Annotated in this window: 16 protein-coding genes; 8 read left to right on the top strand and 8 right to left on the bottom strand. The window is 59.7% G+C overall.

Annotation, left to right across the window (positions count from 1 at the left end):
• Positions 1–45: 45 nt before the first annotated feature.
• The 4 genes from EOE18_RS16510 (at position 46) to EOE18_RS16495 (ending at position 7475) form a co-directional block, all read left to right on the top strand.
• A complete protein-coding gene (locus EOE18_RS16510) occupies positions 46–336 on the top strand; it encodes a hypothetical protein (RefSeq protein ID WP_127711550.1) in 291 nt (96 codons plus the stop codon).
• Positions 326–2764 (top strand): type IV secretion system DNA-binding domain-containing protein, encoded by a 2439-nt coding sequence (locus tag EOE18_RS16505; RefSeq protein WP_127711548.1) that lies wholly within the window; start codon positions 326–328, stop codon positions 2762–2764. Before EOE18_RS16510 ends, EOE18_RS16505 begins: the two co-directional genes overlap by 11 nt.
• A 3-nt stretch (positions 2765–2767) precedes the next feature.
• Entirely contained in the window at positions 2768–5782 is a 3015-nt protein-coding gene (mobF, locus tag EOE18_RS16500) for a MobF family relaxase (protein ID WP_127711546.1), read from the top strand.
• A gap of 112 nt (positions 5783–5894) precedes the next feature.
• The gene (locus tag EOE18_RS16495) at positions 5895–7475 is read left to right on the top strand and encodes a nucleotidyltransferase domain-containing protein (RefSeq protein ID WP_127711544.1); all 1581 of its coding nucleotides are present in this window, start codon (positions 5895–5897) and stop codon (positions 7473–7475) included.
• 16 nt (positions 7476–7491) lie between these two features.
• Here the strand turns inward: EOE18_RS16495 and EOE18_RS16490 are convergent, their stop codons facing one another.
• The 5 genes from EOE18_RS16490 to EOE18_RS16470 form a co-directional block, all read right to left on the bottom strand.
• On the bottom strand, positions 7492–8688 hold the full coding sequence (locus tag EOE18_RS16490; RefSeq protein WP_127711542.1) for a GIY-YIG nuclease family protein: 1197 nt from the start codon (positions 8686–8688) through the stop codon (positions 7492–7494).
• A complete protein-coding gene (locus EOE18_RS16485; RefSeq protein WP_127711540.1) occupies positions 8681–10747 on the bottom strand; it encodes a DEAD/DEAH box helicase in 2067 nt (688 codons plus the stop codon). Before EOE18_RS16485 ends, EOE18_RS16490 begins: the two co-directional genes overlap by 8 nt.
• Positions 10744–11064: a type II toxin-antitoxin system YafQ family toxin gene (locus EOE18_RS16480; RefSeq protein WP_127711538.1), complete on the bottom strand. Its 321-nt coding sequence runs from the start codon at positions 11062–11064 to the stop codon at positions 10744–10746. Before EOE18_RS16480 ends, EOE18_RS16485 begins: the two co-directional genes overlap by 4 nt.
• Complete coding sequence (locus tag EOE18_RS16475; RefSeq protein ID WP_246027508.1) at positions 11048–11341, bottom strand: type II toxin-antitoxin system RelB/DinJ family antitoxin; 294 nt, start codon at positions 11339–11341, stop codon at positions 11048–11050. Before EOE18_RS16475 ends, EOE18_RS16480 begins: the two co-directional genes overlap by 17 nt.
• A 63-nt stretch (positions 11342–11404) precedes the next feature.
• The gene (locus tag EOE18_RS16470) at positions 11405–14185 is read right to left on the bottom strand and encodes a class I SAM-dependent DNA methyltransferase (protein WP_127711536.1); all 2781 of its coding nucleotides are present in this window, start codon (positions 14183–14185) and stop codon (positions 11405–11407) included.
• A gap of 212 nt (positions 14186–14397) precedes the next feature.
• On the opposite strand from EOE18_RS16470, the gene EOE18_RS16465 reads away from it, so the two are divergent.
• The 4 genes from EOE18_RS16465 to EOE18_RS16450 all read left to right on the top strand — a co-directional run bounded on the left by EOE18_RS16465 (position 14398) and on the right by EOE18_RS16450 (position 20690).
• Entirely contained in the window at positions 14398–16755 is a 2358-nt protein-coding gene (locus EOE18_RS16465) for a tellurite resistance TerB family protein (RefSeq protein ID WP_246027507.1), read from the top strand.
• Positions 16755–18059, top strand: a complete 1305-nt coding sequence (locus EOE18_RS16460) for an ATP-binding protein (protein WP_127711534.1) — start codon at positions 16755–16757, stop codon at positions 18057–18059. Before EOE18_RS16465 ends, EOE18_RS16460 begins: the two co-directional genes overlap by 1 nt.
• 65 nt (positions 18060–18124) lie before the next feature.
• On the top strand, positions 18125–20251 hold the full coding sequence (locus EOE18_RS16455) for a DEAD/DEAH box helicase (RefSeq protein WP_246027506.1): 2127 nt from the start codon (positions 18125–18127) through the stop codon (positions 20249–20251).
• 91 nt (positions 20252–20342) lie between these two features.
• A complete protein-coding gene (locus EOE18_RS16450) occupies positions 20343–20690 on the top strand; it encodes a hypothetical protein (RefSeq protein WP_246027505.1) in 348 nt (115 codons plus the stop codon).
• On the opposite strand, the gene EOE18_RS16445 is transcribed toward EOE18_RS16450, so the two are convergent.
• The 3 genes from EOE18_RS16445 to EOE18_RS16435 are packed head-to-tail and all read right to left on the bottom strand — an operon-like array spanning position 20684 to position 25834.
• Positions 20684–23464: a conjugal transfer protein TraG N-terminal domain-containing protein gene (locus tag EOE18_RS16445; RefSeq protein ID WP_246027504.1), complete on the bottom strand. Its 2781-nt coding sequence runs from the start codon at positions 23462–23464 to the stop codon at positions 20684–20686. The two genes, EOE18_RS16450 and EOE18_RS16445, sit on opposite strands and share 7 nt — an antisense overlap.
• A gap of 10 nt (positions 23465–23474) precedes the next feature.
• Positions 23475–24905 (bottom strand): conjugal transfer protein TraH, encoded by a 1431-nt coding sequence (locus tag EOE18_RS16440; RefSeq protein WP_127711530.1) that lies wholly within the window; start codon positions 24903–24905, stop codon positions 23475–23477.
• Entirely contained in the window at positions 24905–25834 is a 930-nt protein-coding gene (locus tag EOE18_RS16435; protein WP_425464307.1) for a conjugal transfer protein TraF, read from the bottom strand. The genes EOE18_RS16440 and EOE18_RS16435 overlap by 1 nt, the downstream gene beginning before the upstream one ends.
• Positions 25835–25837 lie beyond the last annotated feature (3 nt).

Below are 25837 nucleotides of genomic sequence, written 5' to 3'. Positions count from 1 at the left end.
CGCCTTGCGATAACCGGACCAGGCTTCTCCTAGTGAGGAGCCGTTGTGACCAAACTGATCCAATGCGGCCTGAGCGTCAGCCCGCCGCAATATGAGCGCATCAAGCGGCTCGCCCAGCAGCATGGACGCCGTCAGTCCGAGTGCATTCGCTCGATGATCGACTTTGCCCTGCCGCTCTTTGAGCTGGGCCAGAAGGTCGATTTCGCGCGGCTGATCACGATGCTCGAGTTCAACACGCTCGCGCTCGACACGCTGGTGCAGCGGGCTGCGCCCGAGGAGGCGGACCGCCTGCTCGACCTCGCCATCGAACATGCGCAGACCTACCATGGCGCGTGATGGCGACATCCGGTTCGACCGGCGCCCCGTAGCGGTCGAACATGAATCGGCGCGCGGCGAGATCGTCCGCAACGTCGGGGCCTTCACCCGTGGTTCGCAGCTTATCCGCCTGCGCTACATGATGATGATGGAAGGGCTGCGCTGGCCGATCCTGGCAGCGGTCCTCAGCTTCAGCCTGCTGCTTGTCCTGCTGCTGGCCCTGCTCATGCGCGAGCATGAGGTTCAGCTCGTCGAAATGCGGCTCTTTGCCGACTTTTGGAATCTGGTCGATCTCGACCCCGGCCACAGCGTGAACCTGACGTTGCCGGACGACAGCGTGGTGCCGATGACCATCGGCGACGTGCCCGACTATCCCGATGTCGCGCAGGCCTGGACCAAATTCATGCGCTGCATGATCGTGGCTTTGGCCGGTTCGCTGTTTTTCAGCGGCCCACTGGCGACATGGTTCGTGCGTCTGTCGCAGAAGATTGGCGTCGACATCTTGAAGGAGCGCCACGAACGCGGTGCCATGCTGGTCAGCGCCGCAGTGCTGGCGGGCGAGATCGATGCGCATAATGCTGCCGAATTCGCCGCCGAATTGGCCGAGCTATACCCCACCATGGCGGCCGATCGCGTGGCTCGCGCCACCATCGTCGAGCGGGTCGCTTTGGGGCTGCATGTGCCCTATGCCATGGCAGGGATCGCCTATCCCTGGCGGCTTGAGCAGACCCACGCCATGCTCATCGGCACCACAGGCGCGGGCAAAACGACGCAGCTTCGCAGGCTGGTGACAGAGGCGCGGGAGCGCGGCCAGCGATGCGTGGTCTTCGACCTCACGGGTGCCTTCGTCGAAGCCTTCTACGAGGAAGGGCGCGACCACATCCTCAACCCGATGGACCAGCGCTGTCCGCCTTGGACCATCTTCAACGATTGCCAGAACTATGCAGATTACATCTCGGCCGCCGCCGCGCTGATCCCCAGCGATGGTGGCAATGCCGAGCCTTTCTGGGCCATGGCGGCGCGCACGCTCTTTGTCGAAATGTGCGTGAAACTCGCGGCCGCTGGCGAGACCACCAATGGCGCGATTGCCCATCACCTCATGTCGGCCGACCTCAAGGCCGTTCACGCCAAGCTCGCCAATACCATCGCGAGCCCGCTGACTGCCACTGAGGCCGCGCGCATGGCGGAATCCATCCGCGCCGTGTTCAACACCAATGCCCAGGCGATCCGATTCCTGCCTGACCCAGTGCCGGGAGAGCGGCCAGCATTCTCGATCCGGCGCTGGGTACAAGAGGAGCCGGTTCCGGGCTCGATCCTGTTCATCACCTCGACCCATACCGATCTGACGCTCAACCGCGCACTGCTCACCCTCTGGATGGATCTGGCAGTCAATGCGCTGATGGGCATGCCGCGCACCCGTAATCTGCGGATGTGGTATCTCTTCGACGAGGTTCACGCGCTCCACCGGATGCCGGCGATCGAGCATGGCTTGCAGACCGCCCGCGGCTTTGGCGGGGCATTCGTGCTCGGGATGCACAGCTTTGACAAGCTCGCCGAGACCTATGGCGAGGAAGGCGCGATCAACCTTGCCTCGTTGGCGCGCACCAAGCTGATCCTCGCCACCGCTGACAAAAACACCGCCGAGGTTTGCTCGAACTTCATCGGCTTCCGCGAGGTGCGGGAGACCGATGAGGCCTATTCGATCGGCGCGAGCCGATCGCGTGATGCGGCGACGATTACGCCGCGCACCGAGGTCAAGCCGCTCGTCATCCCCGACGACATCATGAACCTGCCGTCTCTCCACGGCTATGTGAAGTTTCCTGAAGGCTTTCCAGCTGCCCGCATCCGCCTTGTCTGGCGCGATTATCCCAAAATCGCAGAACCGTTCCTCCGCAAGAGCGACATGCAATTGGCTGCCTACACTCCTTCGGGAGAAGATGATGAAGTAGCTACGGGAGGTGATGGCGGACCAGCGCCTGTCGTCGGGGCAGCCGAGCAGGCCATGACCGAGCCTCAGACCGAACAAGATGCTCGGCAAGAGGATGCTGAGCGCCAGCCACCCGATGTGATCGATCCGCGCGAGATGACGGCGGCGGAGGTCCAGGCCGATACGCGCGCTGAAGGGAAATCCCAGACCAAGGCTGAGGACGACGCGCCGGCCAATGCCAAAGATGCTGGCAATCTGCGCGATAGCTTACGCCGCCCGCGCTCTGGGCTGATGCGGGATGGAGCTGTTTTAACGCGCGAGGAGAAGGGCAGGGACGAGCAATCCTCATTGACGAAGCCCAACGTCCATTCCTCGCCCCAACGCCGCGAGCAGCAGATCACCATCGAGGAACGGACCGGCCAGTCCTTCACCGATACGGCCGAGAAGCATAGCCATCGTTCGGCCCGAGAGGATCATGAGCCATCGCCCGAGCTTGGCGATGACATGGATATGGGGTTCTGACCCGTGCTGTCGGTTGCTTCGGTGCGTTCGGCGGGCGGCGCTGCCAACTATTTTGCCAAGGATGACTATTATGTTGGCGAGCACGCCAGCGAGGTCAGTGGCTGGGGTGGAAACGGCGCCGCCGAACTCGGCCTTTCCGGTGAGGTAGACAAAAAGGCCTTCGAGGATCTCCTCAAGGGCCGCTTACCCGATGGTGAGCAAGTGGGCGATCCTGAAAGGCGCAGAGCTGGCATCGACCTAACCTTCTCAATGCCGAAGTCCGCCAGTGTCCTTGCCTATGTGGCGGGCGACGAACGTCTGCTCTCCGCTCATATGCAGGCGGTTCGTCAGACCATGGGTTGGGTCGAGAAGACCTTCGCCGAAGGGCGGACTTATGTCGACAATCCCAAGGGCGATCCCATCCGCACCGGGCATCTGACCTATGCCCTGTTCCAACACGACACGAGCCGCAAGCTCGACCCACAGGCGCATATCCATGTGGTCATAGCCAATCTGACCAAGGTCGCGGGCAATTGGCAGGCCCTGTTCAACGATGAACTTTGGAAGAACAATTCCCTGATCGGCAGTGTCTATCACGCATCCTTGCGGGCGATCGTTGAAGAACTCGGCTATCAGACCCGTCAGACCGGAAAGCACGGCCAATTCGAGATCGAAGGCGTCCCCAAGGACGTTCTCACATCCTTTAGCCAGCGGCGCGAGGACATCCTAGCCAAGGCCTCAGACCTTGGGCGCGATGGCCGAAACCCCGAACTGATGCGCGAGATCACCAAGCGCACACGCGATGACAAGATCAATCTGGACGACCGCGATGGTCTTCGCGCGGAGTGGGGGGAGCGGGCTGCGGCTTTGGGGTTTGATGGTAAGTCCGTCGTTGCCGGCGCCGAGGTGAGGGTGGGGCTGGCAGCGCATAGGCCTTTCGGTGGCGCGGCAGTGCGCCATGTGATGGAAGCAGCAGCCGGTTGGGCAGAAGCGCTGCGCGAATGGCTCAAGCCTGGAGATCCGTTGCTCACGCGGGGCTTGGCGCGGCTGGGACTGTCCTCTGTTGAAATCGGCGCCGAAATGGCGGTCGCTTCTGCGATCCGCATATTGGGGCAACGTGAGGCAGCCTTTCCGATCCACGAGGTCTCTCGCACAGCGCTGAATCTGGGCCTTTCAGGCGTGACCATCGAGCAGGTCGAGGCGCGGGTCCAGACTCTCGCGCAAAAGGGCTTTCTGATCTTTGGCAGTGTGGGCCGCCCCGATGGGACCACCACCCATGTCACGACACCCGAGCATATCGCGCAAGAGCGGCGCTTGCTCGAAGGGCTCGATGCCGGGCGTGGCAGCGCGCCGATCATGCTCCCCGCAGATCAGGCCGCCATCCGCCTCCAGCAGCAAGCCGGTTTGCGACTGCTCAATGAGGAGCAGTTGGGCGCCGGCATCATGGCGCTGTCCAGCAACGATCGTGTTGTGGTGATCCAGGGTGTGGCGGGGGCGGGCAAGACCACGCTCGTTTCGACATTGGCCGAAGTTGCCCGAGGCGAGGGGCGGCAAGTGCTCGGCCTGGCGCAGGCCAACACCATGGTGGAGATGTTGAATGGCGAGGCAAGGATCGAGGCGCAAACCGTCTCGTCTTTCGTGAATCAGCATTTGCGTGCGGCTTTGGAAGGCCAAGGGGCAGGCTTTGAGGCATCCCGCGCCATGCTCAAGGGCACGATGCTGATCCTCGATGAGGCATCGCTCGTTGCGAACAAACCGATGAACGATCTGGTGACCATCGCCAATCGTCTGGGCGTGGATCGTCTGGTGATGATCGGAGATCGCGCTCAGTTGCAGCCGATCGATGCTGGCAAGGCCTTCACCCTGATCCAGCAGCACAGGCCCGCATTGGCCGAACTTCAGACCAGCCAGCGGCAAAGGACGGAGACCATGAAAGCTGTCGCTGCGCTCACCCGATCGGGCCATTTCGCGTCTGCCTTCACGGTTATGGGGGATCGCGTCGTCAGTGCGGGGTCCGATTTTAGGGAAGCGGCGGCCCGCAAGTGGCTGGAAGCATCGGCCGAGGATCGTGAGCGAACCGCGCTTTATGCCTCCGGCCGTGAAAGCCGCGCGGTGCTCAACGCGCTGGTGCAGGAAGGTCTGAAGGCCGAGGGTTCGCTCAGCGGAGAGGGGCTGGCCATCACCCGCCTTGAAAGCCTGCATCTGACCCGCGAGGAACTGCGCTTCGCCCAGAATTATCGCACCGGCCAGGTTCTGGAAGTGATCGGCAAGCACCGGCCCGCTGGTTTGGATGCCGGCACCTATGACGTGATCCGCGTTTCCACCAAGGGTGTCGTCAGCTTGCGCGACAGCGAAGGACGGACCATCAAGTTCAGCCCCGATCGCCTTGATGCCAGCGACAAGCATGACAGCCTAGCTCTCTCCCAGCGCGAGAACCTGGTCCTCTATGAAGGCGATCGCATTCGCTGGACTGCCAATGACAAGCAGCGTGGTCTGCTCAATTCCGCGCAAGCGCAAGTTGTTGCCATCACACGTGAGGGTGTGGAGGTGCAGACAGGTGACGGTGTGAACATGTTGCTGCCGCATGGCGACCGCATGCTGTCCCGGCTTGGGCTCGCTTACGCGATCAATATGCATCAGGCGCAGGGCATGACCACCGACAATGGCATCGGCGTCATGCATTCGGCCGAGCGCCATCTCTCCAACCAGCGCTTGACCCATGTGATGGCGACCCGCGTTCGTGATGAACTGACCATCTTCACTGATGATCGCGACGCCCTGCTGCGCGCGGTCGAGAGCAACGCTGGGGACAAGGCCAGCGCGCTTGAACATGTCGGCAAGGGTCCAAGCGCAGCATCACCAAGCAGCCAAGGCCGAGGCGACGAGGCACCGGCAAGGGCTGGTGATGGCGAGCGCAATGTCACTTTCGCGATCGATCCTTCGACGATCCGCAGCCGGCCAGAACCGCAAGCATCGCCGGTACATCAGCCTGGGCAGCCCACCATCGGCCCGGAAAAATCCATGGAGTTGGGACTGTGACCCGGGCCGGCGTCATGTCGACCGCTCTGCCGCGGGCGGGGCCTCCCCACGGGGAATGGTCCCACGCCTGCTCAACTCTGGGCAGTGTTCTCAATGATACAAAGGATGATTTATGCGAATTTCTGCGAAAGACACGATCTGCGGCCTGCGTCCGGCCACGCTCAAGGACCTGTTTGCCAAGAATGATTTCAGCACACTGCACGCTGCCAAGAAGCTGGGTATGGATGTGCGTCAGGCAAGCGAGACCCTGATTGCCTTGTGTGAAGCAGGTTGGATTTGTTTCAACGGCACGCGCGATTTCATCGACCATTGGGGGATCTCTGAACTGGGCTACCGGCTCCTTGCAACACCGCTTGTGCCGCGCTTCCCGCGTGAGGAGGGCCGCCGCATTGTAGGCGAAGTGATTGAAATGGCGAGAGCCATCAACAGGGAACCGGAGCGTTCTCGGCGGATCAAGGAAATCCGGCTCTTTGGCAGCGTGCTCACCGGTTCGCACGATGAAACCGTTGGCGATGTCGATATGGTGGTGGTGGTAGAACGGCGCGCCCTGCCTAGGGAGGTCTTCAAGGAATTGGAGCAAGCTGAATGCAAGGGGGCGCCTGCGGGCTTGGACCATGTCGACCAGCTCTTCTGGTCCCGCAAGCAGATCCTCCGACGTTTGAAAAAGGTGTCCCGCAAGCTTTCCCTTCATGACGAGGATGATCTGCGCGCGCTCCATGCGCCTTATCAGACGGTCTATGCCTATGATGTCGAGAAGGAGCGTGAAGTGCCCTTTGACACCGCCGTAATAGAGGCGGAATTCCCTATTGAAACTGCTGAAACGGCCAGCGAATTCAACTGGCTCGACAAGCGCGACGAGGACCGGATCGATTTTCCGGAAATGCCTGCCAAGGCGCCTAAAGAGGCCTATGTCAGGGCGAGCGCATTGCAGCAGGCATTGCATATGTGGCTGCGCGGCGCGCCGACCGAGCTGATCGCCAAGACCCTCGGAATGTCCAAATCCGGCGTGTCGGCTTATCTGGCCAGTTGCCATTCACGACGGCCCGTCGATTTCAAATTCGACAGCAGCTTTCGGGCAACGGTGAGCCATGCACTGGAGCCACAGCGTGATTACTGGATTGGCGTTAAGCTCGACGTTTTGGCTCCCCGACAAGCAGCGATCGAAGTGATCGCGAAACGATCGGACAACCGTACCATTGTCGGCAACGCCCGCCTTTATGGGAACTTCGATACTGTTTGCGATGGCGATAGCCGCATATTCCCAATGCTTTTGCAGATCGTCGACTTCGCATTGCGCTGGAGCAGGCATATGGGCAAACACTTTGGCGAGTTGCGCTGCGTGGTCTCGACCGCCTATTCCCCAGAGGACAAGCCAGAGCCTCTGGTCGCGCCATGGCCCATCGAATTTGGCCTGCTGGAGCCGTCGATGGATGAGGCCTTGCGCAAACGAATCTCGGTCGCAACCAAGGCATGGCCTGCGATGATCGAGCTTACGATGGCCGAGCGGATCAAGATCAAGCAGTATGAGGGAGCTGGCAGCCATTTGTTCAAAACCCGCAGTATCCGCGGGCGCGAAGCAAGAAAGCTGGCGTCGCTGGCATATACCATCGACGCCAAGCGGCGTCCGATGGCCGGTCTCGATGAAACGCTACGATTCTATCATTACATCGAGCCTGCTTGCCAAGCCTCCTAACCCAAGCCGGTGGAGGTCAGGTTTCGGCAGGGACGAACCTGGCCTCCATTGGGTCATATCGCACTTGAGTCACGCTTCCGTCGCTGATCTTTGAGATCAGGTCGTCAATCGCCTGAAACGGGATCAGGAACCATTCGCGCGGCTGGACGGTCCGGCCGAAGCGATCACCGGCAGCAAGGTCAAGCCGGGCCGCCGCCAAGGCCTTATGGATTAGGCCCTCCATTTTGCTGCGGTTTATGTTGAAGAGCTGGTATTCGGCGACAACCTCGACATCAGCCAGCAGGAAGGTCGGGTCATTCCGCGCATTGGCCACACGATGGGCCACACTCTGGCCGGTCACGCCGATCTTGTGGATCAGTTCCCGGTGCTCGGCGACATACGGGTGGGCTGACTTGCTGCGCAGAACATAGATCGTGCCGCTTGCCAGATCGTCGGGCTCGGCCACGTCGCCAAAAAGTGGCCCCGCGCTCAAGGCGGTGATGCGGCGCGCAGTCTCATCGCGATAGAGCGCCTTCTGGAATGACCGGGCCAGCATGGTCGCCTCTGTGCCATTATCGTAGATGACGCGCACACGCCGATCCTTGCGCTCATACTCCGTCACGAAGGCGTCGGAGGTGTCCGCGATAAGAGCCATTTGCCCAGCTACGATGAAGAAATTGCCGGGCCGAACCTCCTCGAGAGTGACCTCTGTTTGATCGACTGCCTTGGCCTCGCGTGCGCCTTTGGCCAGATCCGCCTGTACCCGTTCGATTTGGGGCTTGAAGGTCTCGAAATCCTCGCACTTTTCGCGATTGGCGATTTCTTCGGCTGCGCGCTTTTCTGCTCGCGGCGCGACATGGCGCAACTGCGTGATATCGTCTGGTGCGCCCGGCGCGATGCCCAGTTCCGCGAGCAGGGCATCGTCGCCTAATTCCTGGGGCGCCACGGTCGTTGGGCCATTGCCATCCAGCAGGCCATCGCGATCGAGACTGGCCAGCAATTCGCGCGCTTCCGGAAGGCTGCGCAGGCGGTCTAGCCGCACAGCATAGAGGCGCTCGAAAATGTCACGGTCATCTCCGTGCCGAGGCAAATGCCCATGCTCAGCCACAAAGCGCTGAATGTCCTCAAAACCGGCAATGATCCGTTCTTGAAGCGGTGTCAGGGCCCGCTTGGGCTCCGCCGTTGTCTCGACACCCAGTTCGGCCAGAAGTTCAAGATCGCTAAGCTCAGCCATCAGCCGCGGCCTTTGCTGCATGGCGTTGCAGGAAGGCGATGCCCTCGGCCATCTTGCGCTCCCAGGCATCCTGCGAGGTCAGCGAGGGCAGTCGCCCGCGCTCCCGCTTGAACTCCAGCGCGCGCTCGGCCAGCATCCGCGCATCCTCGTAGGTCAGCTTGTCCTTCTTGGCGTTGATGACAGCCTGCACCTGCAACAGGGTCTTTTCGTCCATCGCCTTGGCCAGCACGGCATAGGTGGCGTCAAACGGATTGACGCGGTCGATCAGATCGATGTCGAGGTCGGTAACGCTCAGGGCAAATTTGCGGACCCCATCGATAAAGGCCGTGCTGCCCGAAAACTCCCCGTCGACCACATCGTCGACCATCGCGGCCTTGGCCTGCTGGGTCAGCGTCAGGGCGGCAATGGCGTGCTGGCGAACCGCTTCCTGGTCATCTTCGCTGAGGTCAGGGAATTTCTCGCGGATGATCTTACCCATTTTCAGCTGGGTCAGCTCCTCGGGCACCACTTCGGTGTCGAACATCCCGCGCTCCAGCGCCGATTTGTCCTGCACGAAGCTGGCGATCACTTCATTGAGATCCTCGCGGCAAATGCGTGTTGCCTCGATGCTGGTCGGCAGCTTCAGGCCCTTGATCTCGAAATGCATCTGGCCCTGGGCGTTGACGCCGATGTTGGTCGCCCCCTCCTGATAGCCATCGGGGCCATAATCGAAATCCGGCTTCGGACCGGCATCCTTGGGCGTGAACTCGAAACGCGGAGCCAGCACCTGTTCCATGAGCAGGCTGGCGGCGATGGCCTTGAGATAATCGTTGATGGCGTCGACCACCAACGGGTCGTCAGCAGCAGGTTCCGCGATCAGATTGGTAAAGCGCGCCCGCGTCTTGCCCGGAGCATCGCGGGTGGCGCGGCCGATGATCTGGATGATTTCCGTGAGGCTGGAGCGATAGCCCACCGTCAGCGCATGTTCGCACCAGATCCAGTCGAAGCCTTCCTTGGCCATGCCCAGCGCGATAATCACGTCAACGAAATCGCGATCGCTGCGCGCCGCAGTGGATTTGAGCGAGGCCACTACGCGATCACGCTTGGAGGCATCATCGTCGACCAGATCTGCGACCTTGATCGTGGCGCCGCTGGCTGTCTTGAGCAGATGAAAGCCGGTTTCCGGATCAACCCCGTGCCATTCACCCAAATGGCCCATGATGTCCTCGGCCTCGCGGTGCTTGTCCTTCAGGCTCTCGCGCGAATTGACCGAGGGGATGTGGACGATGGTCTTGATTGTCGGGTCAAGCAGCGCCGAGATCTTCTCGGTGTAGGGGCCGGTGTAGAAGCTGTAGCCGATGTCCAGCACCTTTAGGTACTGATAGCCGTTGAGCTGCTCGTAATAGGTGTAGGTGACCGTCTCGAACTTGGCTTCGTCGTCGGGTGCCAGCACGGGGATGGCGTCGCCCCGGAAATAGCTGCCGGTCATGGCCACGATATGCGCCTTGTCGCGCCCGATCAGTTGGGCAAGCTGCGCGCCTAGGCGGTTGCCGGCATCGGCAGAGACATGGTGGAATTCGTCAATGGCGATGAGTGCGGTGTCGAAGGCCTCAACACCCATTTCGTCAAAGGCAAAGCGAAAGGTCGCGTGCGTGCAGACCAGAACCCTGGCATCGCTGGCCAAAAATTCGCCGACAGCCTTGACCTTGGACTTGGCAACCTTGGGATCATCGGCGCCGGGCGTGTTGCACAGGTTCCATTGCGGCGCGACTTCCCAGTCGGCCCAGAAGCCATGCTTGCTCAGCGGCTCGCTGTTGAAGCTGGCACCAATCGAGCGTTCCGGCACGCAGACGATGGCCTTCTTAACGCCTTGGTTGGTCAGCTTGTCCAGTGCGATGAACATCAGCGCGCGCGACTTGCCCGAGGCCGGAGGCGACTTGATCAGCAGATATTGCTCGCCACGCTTGTCATAGGCCCGCGCCTGCATCGGGCGCATCCCTAGCTCATTCGCCTTGGCGGTCGCGCCAGTCCCGGCGGGGCGGAAGGTGACGGTGGGGATGATGTCGGCATTCTGGGTCATTTAAACAACTCGCTATGGGTTCCGGCGCGCACGAAAACGAGCGTGCCGCCCGGTCCCGCTGCGTCGTCCACTTCGTAGATCAGCAGGAAATCCCCGCCGATGTGGCATTCTCGTGTGCCTGCCCATTCGCCTTTCAGCGCGTGGTCGCGCCATTCGGGCGGCAGCGGCGCATCATTGGCGATCAACAGCAACATCGCCTCTTTGAGCTGGCCCATGTCATAGCGACCAGAGCGCGAGAGGCGCTCCCAATCTTTCCTGAACGCTTTGGCCAGATCAAACGTGCGCGGAAGCGTCGCGGACTTATCCTTCTTTGCCATCGAGTTCGGCAAACATGGCATCAGGATCGGTGAAGCGGGCGCGGCGCTTGGCGATGATCTCGCGCGCTTCGTCCAGCGCGGCGCGGGTTTCGGCGTTGGGCACTTTCAGCTCCAGCGGGAAGGCTTGGTCGACCGCGATGCGGTGGAACAGCAGGCGCACGGCGTCAGACGCGGTCAGCCCCATGGCCGCCAGCGCCTCCGTGGCTTTTGCCTTCAAATCATTGTCCATGCGGATATGCAGCATGGAGCTTTGGGACGGCACATGCGGTGCGTTCATCCGGGCCTCCTGTATCTCAAATGAGAGATACGCCGATGGCGCGAAAAGTCAATGTTGCGCCCATCATGCCGCCGCCTTTCCGCCGGTCATTTTGGTGTAGAGATCGAACAGCTTTTCCAGCCTCTCGGTGTCGTTCTTGAACCGGCGACCGATGTAGATCCGCTCCAGCACCTCATCGTTGCGGTCATGCGCGTGGCGCAGGTTTTCCGGCATGGTGTCGGGATCATAGAGATCCGCGATGGTCGCCGGGAAATGCGCCTCGCGCGCCAGCAGGATGTCCTCGGCGCAGCGGGTGAGATCGGCCTTGTTCTGCTCGGTCAGCTTGGGGATGGGGAAGGTGTTCCAGCCAAGGGTGTTGGAGTAAGAAAAGTCGGTGCGCATCCGCACGCATACTGTGCCGATCCAGACCCAGTGCAGGCGCGATACAATGAACGCCAAGTTCCACAACGGCGCATCATATAGGGCGAAAACTTTATTCGATCCAATTGCGCTATTAGGTAGCAGGTCTGCCGGAATGTAATCTCTATTTTCGGAGGAGACCCCAGCCACAAAAATTTGATTTTTTGATGCAACGTTTTGAATTTGACGAAACCGATGCGAGAATGCGGCTGTTGGTCGCGTGTCTGCTGAAGGGCTGGTCATTCGATAAGAGCGTACTCGGTTGACTCGGTCATGGATGAAAGCGGATGATTCTGCTTCTTTTTGATCCTCATCTTTTATCCAAAGGCACCATCGCATTGAACCCTTGATGAGTTCCTGGGATCCTACGTACCGAAATACAAATTTCGAAGCCGAAGGCGTTTCATTCAACAGATTTGAAACGTCGTCAGAGTTCAAGATCAGATTACCGCCATCTGTGGGTTTGTTTCCCCATTCCATGATGCTTCGATCGCTTAAAGGCCTAGACGCTGGATTAACGATGATCGAATTTCCCGGCGCCAAGTAGGCGTTAATCGACTCCACCTCCTTCGAGACAAAATCTCCGGCATCAGATACCGAAAATATGCGCTTTGGCATTTTAATGGCGTTTGAAATTCCAACTATTGCAACCGTAACGCCAGCATTGTGGCTCGCCAGATTTGCCCACTTAAATGATGTGTGAGCGAAATAAATTTCGTGACCCGTTTGAAATATCAGCGGCCACAAAATTGGAACTTGCTGTCCTTGGCAAACGCTGTTCGTGGAAACAAATGCGGTGATCGCATTCGTGTGCGTTCCATAATCGGCGGCTTTCATAAACCAGCCTGCAACGTAGTCGAGTGACTTCCAGCTTTTCGTGCGGTGACCAAAAATGCGCTCTAGGTCAGCCTTTTGATCTGCGTCCTGCCAGGTGGAGCCAAGGTAAGGCGGGTTTCCGCAAATATATGTCTCGCCACCTTCGTTTTCGAAATCGATCTCGGTCTGGTTCAGAGGCGTGTTGAACAGATCATCCCCATGCACCTTCACTCCCGTCCCGGTGGGTGGGCACAGGCTGAGCCAGTCGAGCCGCAGGGCGTTGCCGCAGGTGATCCAGTTCTGGCTGTCCAGCGGCAGGAAATCGGCCAGCGCCTCCTTCTGGCCACGATAGAGCACATCGCACTGAAACTCGGCGATGATCAGCGCCAGTCGCGCGATTTCGGCAGGGAAGGGGCGCAGTTCGATGCCGCGGAAGTTGGTAAGGGGGATCTCGCTCTTGCGCTCCGCTTCGCCACGCCGGGTGTTGATGATGGCCTCGATCTCGCGCATTTGCTTGTAGGCAATCACGAGGAAATTGCCGCTGCCACAGGCCGGGTCGAACACGCGAATGCGCGCCATGCGATTGCGCAGGTTCAGCAGCTTGCGGGGATTGTCGTTCGCCTCTTCCAGCGCCGCCCGAAGATCGTCGAGGAACAGCGGGTTCAGCACCTTCAGGATGTTGGGCACGCTGGTATAATGCATGCCCAGCGCGCTGCGCTCGTCATCGTCGGCCACGGCCTGGATCATGCTGCCGAAAATGTCGGGGTTGATCTTCTGCCAGTCGAGGTTGCCGATCTGGATCAGGTAAGACCGGGCAATGCGGCTGAAGCGCGGCACATCGGTGCTGCCCGAAAAGAGCTGGCCGTTGACGTAGGGAAACACGTCCGCCCAGCGCGGCGTGCCAGCGGCCTTGCGATAGCGGTCGTCCAGCTTGCCTTCGTGGCGGGTGGGCGTGTCCATCGCCTTGAAGATGGCGCTGATAACGTCGTGCGTATTGCTGGAATCGCGCTCCGACATCTGGTCGACAGTGCGGGTGAACAGCCCTTCGCCGTAAAAAATGTCGGTGTCTTCCGCGAAAAAGCAGAAGATCAGCCGCGCCATGAAGTGGTTCATGTCGGCCCGGCGCTCGGCTGCGGCCCAGTCGGGGTTGTCTTTCAGCAGTTCGACATAGAGCTTGTTGAGCCGGCTCGTCGCCCGAATGTCGAACGTGCTCTCACGAATCTGTTTGACGGTAGTGATGCCGGCCAAGGGCAGGAACAGGCCGAAGTGATTGGGGAAATCGGCATATTGGCAGGCGACAGTCTCGCCGGTTGCCAACTCCTCTGCCTGAAAGTCAGCGCCATCGGTCGCAAGGATGAACTTGGCCTTGGCGGCTTGGGTCTTGGGGCTGGCGCGTAGGGCTTGAAGCGTGGCGTCGACGGCTCCAGTCGGGCAGGTGGCAATGTGAATGTTGCTGCGCTGGAGGACGCCGCCGGGCACGTCCGAACCATTCGACGCACCGGTGCGCAGCTTCTTGAGCGTGGTTGCCTTGTTTCCGAAGGCTTCCAGAAAGGCATACGGAAATTCCGCCGCATCAAAGGGGGCGGCGGCAAGGTCGGTGATGGCTTGTTCGATTTCAACGGCGTTCATGGCTGATCACTAGGCCAGTTGCGGCATCTGCCGCAAGCGGGCGACCGGACCATCGTGCGCGAATATATCGGAAAGTTTTGGTCGGTCGGCATTCCGTAACCGAATAGGTTTTCTGATAAGTTCCTTAAATTGCCTGCTTCTCCCGCGTTGCGCCACTTGCGGCAAAGCGCCCGCTGGGTATTGTGCGGAAACGCCACCAAGAGGAATTGGACTTGAAATTTTTCAAGGCAGTCTTGACCTATGTTCTGGCATTCATTGCCTGCATGTTCGTCGTCGTCACTGCGCTGCAGAGCTGGCCGGCGGGCATGCAGATGTTGTTTGCGTTTGGCGCGCCCGGATTTGTCGTTTGGTGGCGTTCTACGCGCAAAAAGCCTTCTGAAGCGTCCGTCGATGCGGGCGCGCATCCGCCGATCCAGAACGGTGCTGGTTCGATAGCGGAGAAGCCGGTCGAAAATGTCTACTCCTCGCGCCCAATGAGAACTGTGCCGAGCGCCAGTTTGCCAACCGGTATCCAAGGCTGGGTTCCCAAGGGACGTAGTATCACCATCGCTGGCCGCACATTGGGAGGCATGGTCTATGTTGGAACTGCGCCTGGTGTCACTGGTGGTGGTTATGGCGAGCGATGCCGTGCTTACATCGACCCAAAGCAGCCGGTTTCATCTACCGGTGCTGACAAGAGCGGAGAGTCCATGCCTTACTGGCCTGGATATTCCAGCATTTCTCCTTCTTGCCGCGCGGCCTATCTTGACTGGCTGGCGGATGGCGCCAAGGATCCCGCCATTAATCCCGGCTATATGTTCCTCTATTTTTATGGCTTGGAACGACGTTTCCTGGTCGACAGTCCTTCAGACGATGAAAAGCGAGAAATTCTCACTGAGGTCCAACGGTTGCGCGAATTGTTTGGCTCGAACCATTCGGTCCAGCGCTACCTGAGCGATTTCATCGACCTTTCCAGTCTTGTGCTTAATGATGATGATTTCAGAAAGCCGGTGTTCAAAAGCTGGACTTGGGACCTTCCATTATCCATGAAAGTCACCCTCGGCGGCATGATTGCCAATGACATTCCTTTGAGTGCCGAATGGCTGCTTAGCTGGTTTCTTTGTCACAGTGAAAAGCGGCTTCGCACAGCGGCGCACCGCTGCGAGGATGAGTTCAGAGCGCTTTTCTGCTTCAAGTTCGATCAGCGATATCCCAAGGGCTTGAAAGTCGCAAAATCCAAGAAGCAACTTAAATTCAGCTATCGCGCCGCATCCGGGGAGTTCACCAAAGATTTGCCGATATCGGCGAACGGGCGGCCTGTGCTTGATATTTCCGGATTGACCAAGCCAGTCACGCTGGCACAGGCTATCGCGGACGAGGCCATGGACGAGTTGGATAAACTCAGTCGCTTTCTTGGCCGCAGCCCGGACCGCAAAGGGAGCTTTGAGGCCCATGCTTTGCTGCCAACCTGCCTGTGGGACAAGTTCCCGTCCGAGCAGCGGCAGGATCTGATCAACTGGGTTAAAAGCCGCATCGAAGCGGGAGGCCTGGTGCCCTTGCGCGACGTATTTGGCCGGGTTGGGAATGAAGCGGCAGGAAAGATCAGTAAGCGCCAACTGACTGATGTGGCTGATGCTTTGGGTAGCCTTGGTTTTGGATTGGCACCAGACCCCCGTTATGGGCTGAGACTGCCAAAGGCGGACGAACCTGTAGTCCTTTTCGAATGGGATGGAACGTGGGATGCAGAGAACGCCTCTGGTGCTTATCGTAAGGCCCTGATCGAAATGGCGTTGGGTGCCTTTATCGCCCAGTCCGATGGCCATGTTAGCGAGGGTGAACAGCGTTTGTTGGCCAATAGGATCTCGCAGGTGACGGACATTTCAGACTCCGAGCGCAGGCTTTTGAAAGCCAACCTGGATTGGCTTCTGGCTGTTCCTGCTGACATGGCTACTCTGCGTAGTCGTCTGAAAGATGTCGATGGCGATCAGCAGACTGCCCTGCGAACTGCTATGATTGCGATCGCCCACGCCGACGGGATCATCAAGACTGAAGAAGTTGCCGGCATCGAAAAAGTTTATCGAATCCTTGGGCTTGATCCCTCGACTGTCTACTCTGATCTGCACGCTGGCGAGGTGTCCGACGCCCCTGTGCGGGTCAAAGCTGCGGAACCCGGGGCGCCGGGAGAAGCCATCCCTGAGGATTCTTCGACTTCAAGGTCTCAGCTTGATCCGAGCCGAATCGCAGCCATACGCTCTGACACCGCGCGGGTATCTTCCGTGCTCGGACAAATCTTCCAGAGCGAGGCGGATGTTGAGCCTGAGCCCATTGCCGCAGTTTCACCCATTGCAGGCCTTGATACAAAATGTGCCGCTTTGGCGCGTGATGTCATCACGAAGGACTATTGGAGTGAGGGTGAATTCGCAGATCTGGCCAAGCGGCATGGACTGATGCCCCTGGGGGCGCTTGAAGCCATTAACGAATGGTCGTTTGCGACCTATGATGAAGCCCTGCTCGATGAACATGACGGTTACGACGTCACAGATGACATCGCGCAAGCGTTGAAAACGCAATTTGAGAAAGAGGTAGCCTGATGTCCAAGCTGAAGCCCCGCGAACGTGACGCCATAGTTCAGGCGCTGCGCGCAGGCGTCGTCCCGAAGCTGGGTTTGAGGCATCTGCAGGTCGGCCGGGCCCACGAGATCGAGGAACTCGTCAAGGATATTGATCGGATCGCTGATGGCGGTTCGGCCATTCGGTTCATCATCGGCGAATATGGGTCGGGCAAAACATTTTTCATGAACCTGATCCGGCTGGTTGCGCTGGAGAAGGGGCTGGTCGTCATGTTTGCCGATCTCGCTCCCGATCGCCGATTGCATGCCACAAGCGGTCAAGCTCGCAGCCTTTACGCGGAAATGGCCCGCAATCTCGCTACGCGATCCAAACCCGATGGTGGCGCTTTGACCAGCGTGGTTGAGCGTTTCGTCAGTCAGGTCCAGCAGGAGGCAGAAGCCCAGGATCAATTGACCGGCAGTGTGATCAGGCAGCGGCTTTCCCACTTCGAAGAGATGACGGGGGGCTTCGATTTCGCGGAGGTGATCCGGCGCTATTGGGAGGGCCATGAAGCGGGCGATGAGGATTTGAAATCTGCCGCCCTGCGCTGGTTGCGCGGTGAGTTCTCAACCAAGACGGACGCGCGTAAAGCCCTTGGCGTTCGCACGATCGTTGATGATGCAAGTGTTTACGACCACCTGAAATTGATGTCGGCTTTTGTCTGCGAGGCGGGGTACAAGGGTTTGCTGGTTGGCCTTGATGAAATGGTCAATCTCTTCAAACTAAGCTCGGCGCAGGCCCGGAACGCCAATTATGAGCAAATTCTGCGCATTCTCAATGACGTGCTCCAAGGCAGCGCAGAGAATTTGGGCTTTTTGTTGGGTGGGACACCAGAGTTCCTGATGAACACCCGGCGCGGATTGTACAGCTACGAGGCGCTGCAATCGCGATTGGCGGAAAACACGTTTGCCCGAGATGGTCTGATCGATTTGTCGGGGCCTGTCATCCGTCTTGCCAGCCTGACGCCGGAAGATCTGTTTGTGCTTCTTTCCAACATTCGCGCGATCATGCAGGGCGAGGACGATGCTTTGCCTGATGCCAGTTTGGAGGCGTTCATGGCGCACTGCTCATCCCGGATCGGGGAGGCTTATTTCCGCACGCCCCGGAACACTGTGACGGCCTTCGTCAACATGGTCGCAGTCTTGCAGCAAAACCCCGGTGTCGAATGGACCGACTTGATCGAGAAGATTGATGTCAAGGAAGACCGGGGCGATGATATGGCTGATATTGATGAGCAAGTCGGCGCAGCGCCGGTCGATGATGATCTTGCCGCATTCCGTTTGTGACTTCCACATTCGATAAACTCGCAAGGCCTGTCCAGCGATGGATCCGGGCTCAAGGCTGGCGAGAATTGCGCGATATTCAAACGCGGGCGATTCATGTCATTAGGGACAGCCAGGCCGATGTGATCGTTGCCGCATCGACAGCGGGTGGAAAAACCGAGGCTGCTTTCCTGCCTTTGATTTCCGAAGTCCTTGAAGGGGATGTCGGTGGAAGTGGAGGGTTTGATTTACTCTACGTCGCGCCGCTCAAGGCGCTGATAACCGATCAGGCAAATAGACTGGAGGCAATCTGCCAAGAGGCGGAACTTCCTGTTGTGCCTTGGCACGGTGACGTTGCGGCCTCGATCAAGACCCGGGCGACCAAGCGCCCGCGTGGCATTTTGCTGATCACGCCTGAATCGCTGGAAGCGCTGTTCATTCGCCGTGGACTTGATGTGCCGCGGCTTTTCCGTTCTGTACGCGCGGTCATACTCGACGAAGTCCACACCATGCTCGACAGTGAGCGCGGCGTTCAACTGCGCTCACTGCTCACCCGTCTGGAACTCGCCATCGGTCGGCCAGTCAGGCGCATAGGGCTTTCCGCGACCTTGGGGGACATGGCCCAGGCTTGCATTTATCTGCGTCCGGATGATGCCGCCAATGTTCAGGTGATTGAAGCGGCCGGCGGAGAGGCTGAGCTTCGTTTGCAATTGCGAGGATACCTGGCGGGCGGAACTGATAAAAGCATCCCGGCGCCAACAGAACTCATTGCGAAGCATATTTTCGATCACCTGCGTGGCACCGATAACTTGGTCTTTGCAGGGTCACGCCAATCGGTTGAAATCTACGCTGACCGTCTGCGGACTATGTGCGAGGACGCCCGCCTCCCGCAGGAATTTTATCCTCACCACGCCAGCCTTTCCCGTGATCATCGCGACCTTGTCGAGCGAAGGCTCAAGGATGGCAAATTGCCTACTACGGCGATTTGTACCTCTACATTGGAGCTAGGGATCGACATCGGGGATGTAACCTGTGTGGCGCAGATTGGCGCCCCTTTCAGCGTTGCCTCTCTGAGGCAGCGCCTCGGGAGATCTGGGCGCCGCGCTGGCAAGTCGGCGATCCTGCGCCAATATGCTGTTGAAGCCGTGCTCGATTCGAAAAGCAGCTTTGCGGACAGGCTCCGGCTAGGTCTCATCCGGTCAACCGCCATGATCGAATTGCTACTCGAAAAATGGTGCGAGCCTGCGCAATCGGGGGCTTTGCACCTTTCGACTCTAGTGCATCAGATATTGTCGATCATTGCCGAGAAAGGTGGCGCTCATGCCCCTCGGCTCTATCGTGTGCTCTGTCAGGACGGACCGTTCCGCCAGGTCAGTTCGGCCATTTTCGCCGATGTCTTGCGCGCTATGGGGCAGGCAGACCCCGCTCTGATTGAACAGGCTAACGATGGCCTGTTGCTGTTGGGGCCAATGGGTGAAACTTTGGTTTCCCATTACAGCTTTTATGCCGTGTTCCAGACACCGGAAGAATACCGGCTGATTTCGGATGGAAGGGAATTGGGCACTTTGCCAGTCGACAATATGGTCGCACCGGGCATGCTGCTCATATTTTCCGGGCGGCGCTGGTTGGTCCAAGAGGTAGATGATCGTGCCAAGGTCATTCTTGTCACGCCCGCCAAGGCCGGCACTCCGCCGATTTTTGGTGGTGATGCCGGCATTATCCATGACGTCGTGATTGAAAGGATGTTTTCCGTCCTGAGGCGGAATGACAGCCCCGCCTATATGGACGCTACGGCCCGGGACCTATTGGCGGAAGCGCGCTCAAACTTCGCACAGATGCACTTTTCGCGAGGGCGGATCGCACAAATCGGCGAAGGAGAGTGGCTCGTCGCTACTGGCCGCGGGACGGTCAAGACAACCACGCTTGCCTTTGCGTTGAGGGCGAGGGGCTTTACCGTCCAAATCTATGATGGCTTCCTTGAGGTATTGGTCGCGAAAAGTACGCAGCCTCTGGAAGCTGCACTGAAAGACCTCGCAGACGGCGGCGATGCCAAGCTGTTTGCGGATAATGCCAATTTGATGACGGAAAAATTCCATCCTTATCTTTCAAAAGCGTTGCTCGAGATCGACGCATTGGCGGTTCGTCTCGATGAAAACTGTTTACCAGCGCTTGCAGAGGCTATCCTTTCTGATAGCCAACTGGTTCAAGGGATTTGAGGTTTGTCGATGGGGCACCTAGCGTCACTCGCTCATTGATCGATGCAGAGTTTTGTTTGCAATATGTTCCGCTTTTGATTATTCCTTAGCTATGTCGGAACTTGATGAAATCGCCCAACTCAAGGCTCAGGTCGACCAACTGACGGCTGAGAACGCAGCCTTGCGCGAGGATGGCTTCCGAGGCTCGAAGGCCGAAGCGCTGATGGCGCTCGAGTATGACCGCATCCCGACTTTCATGAAGAGCCAGAAGGCCATTGCGTGGCAGCGGAAGATTGCCACGGCGGTGATGATTGTCGTGCCTTTGATCCTCTTTGCGGTTGCTGTCTTTGGGGGGCTATATGCCTATCGGGACCATCAGCAGCAGATGGAAAGCCGGAAGGCAGATCAAGAGTTGAGCGCTGTGATCGAGAAGAACGTCAAAGCCAGCTCTACTCACTGATCGACGTCGCGCCGGGTTTTTAAATTGCGTTTGTCGGCAGTTTGGCCAGCAGCGCCAAACGAAGCATGTTGGCCGGCGTCATCCCGAGCCACCTCAGCCGCCCCTCTCTGAATTGCCGCTCTAGCGGCGTCATCGCCCGGCGCATGACGGCCCGTTCCCGATACACCATCCGAGCCTTGCGGTGCATGGCGGGGCGCCGATCCTGCGCTGCGGCGCCCCTGCGGCCGTGGCGCTGCCGACGGCATGGAAAACTCAGCCGGCCCCCGCACACTCCCCATCGTTGCACCGGGATCTTGCAAGCCTGCCTGAACCGGCGCCATGCCATCGGCAGCGTATTGCTCAAGGATCTTGCCGACGATCATGTTGCGGACTTCGCGCTGATGGGGGGATGGCGTGGTGTTGGTGAGTGATGGCGCCCCCAGATCGCGGAACTCGGGGCTTGCCGCCATTTCTGCATAGCGCGAGGCAATGACCTGGCTCATGTCGTCGGAGATCTGGTAGCCGTTGCTGCGCGAGATCGAGGCCATTCGTTCGAGGCGAGTGCCGACCTCGTCCGAGCGGGTGGCCTGCCGTTCCAGCGATTGGGCCTCGGAAAAGTCGCGCTCGATGGCGTGGCGCTTTTCCGAGAAGTTCTCGACCCGGTGGAAGGTGCCATCGCGCCAGTAGCCGCCATCGGTGAGCGTGATATCCTGCCCGTTGGCATGGTAGCGGGTGACGTTGCTGCCCTGGCTTTGCCCGAGGCTGTCGCTGGTGCCGTGCGCTTCCTGATCGCCAGTGGTCTTGGTCCATCGATGATCCCATGTGCCGCCAGCGGATGCGCCCACCTCTGCCCCCAGAACCTTTCCACCCACACCAGCCTTGGCGCCGGCGTTGATCCCGAACGTGTTGGTCTCGGCGTGGCCCAGCGAGCGGCCAGAAGTCAGGTTCTCGCCGATTGTCCGGTTGGAGCCTGTGTGCTGCTTGGAATCGGTGCCCTGACGGTCCGACAGCGTGGTGGTGTTGCCGCCTTGACCGCCTGTTGCCCCTTCGCTGCCGCTGGCACGACGCGAACCCGACGAAAGGCTGTCGAGGGTCCGCATACCATGGCTCCAGCGCTCGGCCGAAGTTTCGCGCATGGCATTGGCGCGCGTGTGATATTGCGCGCCACTCTGTTGCAGATTGCCGGTAACGCTCTGCAGTTCGCTGGCCGAGAAGCCGAAGCGACTGATGCCTTGCGAAGTGTTGTAGACCGTCGAGCCGTCGGCCATCGTCGAGGTGATCGTGCCATTGTCCCCGCGCATGTTGACCTGCGGAATGGAGCTGGCCGAGACGGTCCAAGTGGGCGCGGTGTTGACCTGATGGCCGGTCACGTTCTGGAATTGGCTGTTGCCATAGGCGTAGTTGCCGGTTGTCCGCTCGACAGCGGCAGCCTCGGCCGCGTGCATGGCGGGTGCCAGCATGGCGGTTGTGTTGGAGGCGATCGACATGGCGCCCTTGGCCATACCGGCGGCCATCACTGGGACGAACATCAGCAGATAGCCCGCCAGCGTTTCCATGTTCTGGTTGACGGAATCGATGCCCGCCATCGTCGCCATGGTCATGCCAGTGGGCGCCAGCGCGGAAAGCTGGGCCGCCGAATATTGCGTGATGAACATGTGGAGCACCGCATAGATCGGCCCCCATGAGGCGAGGTAGAAGAAGCCCGTGAGGTAGCCTTTGAGCAAAGCCGGTCCTGTCTGCGGAAACAGGAAGAGCGGAAAGACCACCGGAAACATCGCGTAGAAGACGATGGTGAGGACAAGGTTCAGCACCGGCACCCAGGTCATTGCCTGCCGCGCCGCCGAGATATAGCTGTTCTGCGCCTGCACATCGGCATGCAGCGCGGCGAACGTGTCACCGCCACCTGATCCGAAATTGGCCCGCGCCTCCATGAAAGCATTCACCAGGGAGCGCTGCTGGAAAATGGTCTGCGCGCTCATAGAGGTGCCGCCGTAATAGGTCTGCGCCATGGTCGGCAGGTCGTTCTTGAGCTGGGTCACCGCGCTGGCTGCCGGGAGGTTGGGATAGAAGGACGGAGCAGCGGCATTAAGGCCAGCGGTGGTCAGAGCAGGAAAGGTCTGCACGATCGACTGATAGGCGTTCTGGCAGCCGATGATCGAGGGGGTGCCACCGCCAGCGGGGATCCAGGTTGTCGAACGCGCCGGCGAGCCCGGTCCTATGGCGGAGAGCAAATCTGGCGAACTCGCCAGTGTCGACCAGCCATTCCCCTGACCCAGCAGAATGTCGTAGAAGGTGCATTGCGCCAGATAGCCCTCGATGTTGGCCTTCATTACGGGATCGGCAATCGTGAACTGGCTGGTGAGATCGTTGAGGCGCGTAGGGTAAATCATCCCGCCTGCGCTGTAGGTCAGCGCCGAAGGCATGGTGAAGACGCTCTCGGCCGTCTTGGTCAGCCAGTTGTTCACCTGGCTCGAAAAGCTGGCGACCATGGCAAGGCCGATCGGCACATTGGCGACCGCGCCATTGCCCACCGTCGGGTTGATCGTGTCGGAAACGACCACCGTGGTCGTCGGCACGATCATGCACATGTACATGGCGGTGGCCGATAGGAACCAGTGGAACAGAACCCGCCAATTGAGCGAGAAAGCCATGACCAGCAGGCTGTAGCCCAGGCCCATCACCATCACGACTTGCAGCATCGAACGGAAACCGCCGCCACCAGTCCAGGCGGCGACGGCGTTGAGCACGTTGACGATATACTGACCGCCCCCGCTGGTGATGACATTAACGGTCATGCGGCTCTTCTCACTGAAGCGGATGCTGGCCGAGCGACCTCTCGAACTGGAGCGCGGCGGTCATCTGGGGGGACATGGTGTTGCGCAAAGTGGCCTCGATCCGGATCGTGCGTTCGAGGATCTGCTCGGTGCGGGTCAGGCGCTCGGAATTGTGGACCACCTGGGCATCCAGCGTTTTGGTCACATCGCGGAGCTGGTCCTGCCACTGCTTGAGGGTCAGCGGATCGGCGTTCTGGAAGGAGGACTGGCCGTCCGTGACAAGTCTGTAGAACTGGCCAACGATGGTCTCGAGCAGGTCGACCGAGGTGATTTCGGCAAGGCTGGAGATATCGGCCGAGTTCATGCCACCAAAGCTCGCCGCGGCATTCACCACCATGATCTTGTAAAGCGGGATCGTGGTGGCACCGAGCAGGCCGATCTCCTCCGAAGTCAGTTGCTGGTTGCCCTGAATGCGCCCGGCGATGTCGATCAGCAGGTTGTAGACGCGGGTCTTGAGCGCATTGCCGGTGCTGACCGACAGGCTGGTCTGCGTCGGGTTGAGGCACTTGTCGGTGGTGTCGCAGGCATAGACGCTGGCGCTGTTGCCGCCATCGAGCAGCGCGGTGATGAGCGCAGGATCGCCTTGGCCCAGAAACTTGAAGGTGGGGCCTTGGGTGTCGCTGGTGCCGGGCTGGTAGATCACCGTGCCGACAAGGCTCATCAGGTATTGTTTGAAGGCCGTGTCGAAGCTCGGGTATTTTTGGGAGAGCATCGTCCAGGTGTAATTGTAGGGGCCGGCGGGGATCGTGCTGTCCGAATTGCCCTTGATGGTCGAGGATTGGCTGCCTCCTGTGCCGCAACCCTGTTCGGACGAGGCCCAGTCAGAGAACACACCTTGGCTGTTGCCGATGATCTTGCAGAACTGGCTGTCGCGCGCGCCGACCATGCCAGCGAGCCCCGCTGCAACCTGTTGCCCTGCCTGACAGGCATCGAGGCTGTGCTGGGTGAATTGCTGGACCTTTTGCATCATCTTCTCGATCGAGGTGCCGATCTGCGAGGAGATGGCGTTGATCGCGAGGTCGAAAACGAAGGCCAACGCGCCATTGGCCGCAGCCTTCATGGCGGCGACGATCTGGTCGGTGTTGATGAAGGAAAAGCCGCCGGTGAAAATGTCGATGCCGCCGCAGCCGGCCTTGACGCTGGGCATCTGGAGCGAGCCCAATTGGTAGGTCGTTTGCGCCGGGAAGCGGACCCAGAGATTGCCGCCCGAGTAATAGCCGCCCTGCTGGCCATTATAGGCGACAGGGCCAGTGGCATTGGCCGCCCCACCAAGGTTCGAGAAGAAGGAGTTGAGCTGGCCGTTCACATCGGCCTCAGCCTCTTGGACGCAGAGCAGATTGCCCAGCGCCAGCACGGCGAGGAAGCGGGCCAGCCAATGGCGGATCGCGTGGGGCCAGCGCATCAGAAGTCGCTCCCCGGTTTGACGCTGGTCAGATAGAAGATGCGTTGCAGCACCTCATCCTCGGCCATGATGCCATAGCCGATGGGGATTGGCTTTTTGAGGTAAGTGTCGAAGAGCACAAGGGCCGGCACCTGGCCGCCTTCAAGGCCCATCTTCTCATACTGGCCCTGGTTGACGACATAGCGCGGAAAGGCGGGCGTCGGGCCGCCGTCCATCGAGACCGGCAGGACCGAGAGGTGGTACTTGTCCGAGAGTGAGCGGACGATGGGTGAGAAGACCTCACACGCCCCGCAGCTTGAGGAGTAGAAGAAGAACAGGCCGTAGCGTTCCGACAGCGAGGCAATGACGGCCTCCCGGTCGGTCTTGCGCTGGGCAAGCCATGCGGTCTTGCCCAGCGTGCTGACCGGCCGCTGAAGCGTGTAGTCGAGATCGGGGTGCTGCCAGATCGCGCGTTCCCAGACATCAGCAAAGGTCGAGGCGCGGTCGAGCTGTTCGCGCTGATAGCGGACATAGGCAATGATGTTGTCCGAGCTTGGCTCAAGGATGGCCTTGGCCTTCAGCTCCTCAAGCCGCGCGCCGATCTTGTCGAGTTGCTGGCGGTAGGTGGGCGATGCGGCACTGGCCGAGGCGCTGGGGTTGGCAGGCTTGGGCTTGGGGCGCTCGCAATAGAACCAGGTGCCGAGTTTTCGCTCGCCGCAATAGAAGGGATCGCCAGTCACTGTGGACGTGTCCACATGTTCACCTGTGGTGCTGTCCACCTGTTCACCCGTGGACGGGTCCACAAGCTCACGATTGGACATGTCCTCTTGTTCCAGCGCGGCGCTGGCCGGAGGGGTTCCCAAGGCCATCAGCGGGCTGGCGGCGACGAGGCTTGCGCTGGTCAGCAAGGCGATCAGCGGGGCGGCGATAGGACGTGAGGCTTGGCGCATGGC

Source organism: Novosphingobium umbonatum, assembly GCF_004005905.1.
In the GTDB taxonomy this organism is placed as follows: domain Bacteria; phylum Pseudomonadota; class Alphaproteobacteria; order Sphingomonadales; family Sphingomonadaceae; genus Novosphingobium; species Novosphingobium umbonatum.
The sequence above is the reverse complement of the archived record's forward strand: the minus strand, read 5'-3'. Positions and strand labels throughout refer to the sequence as shown.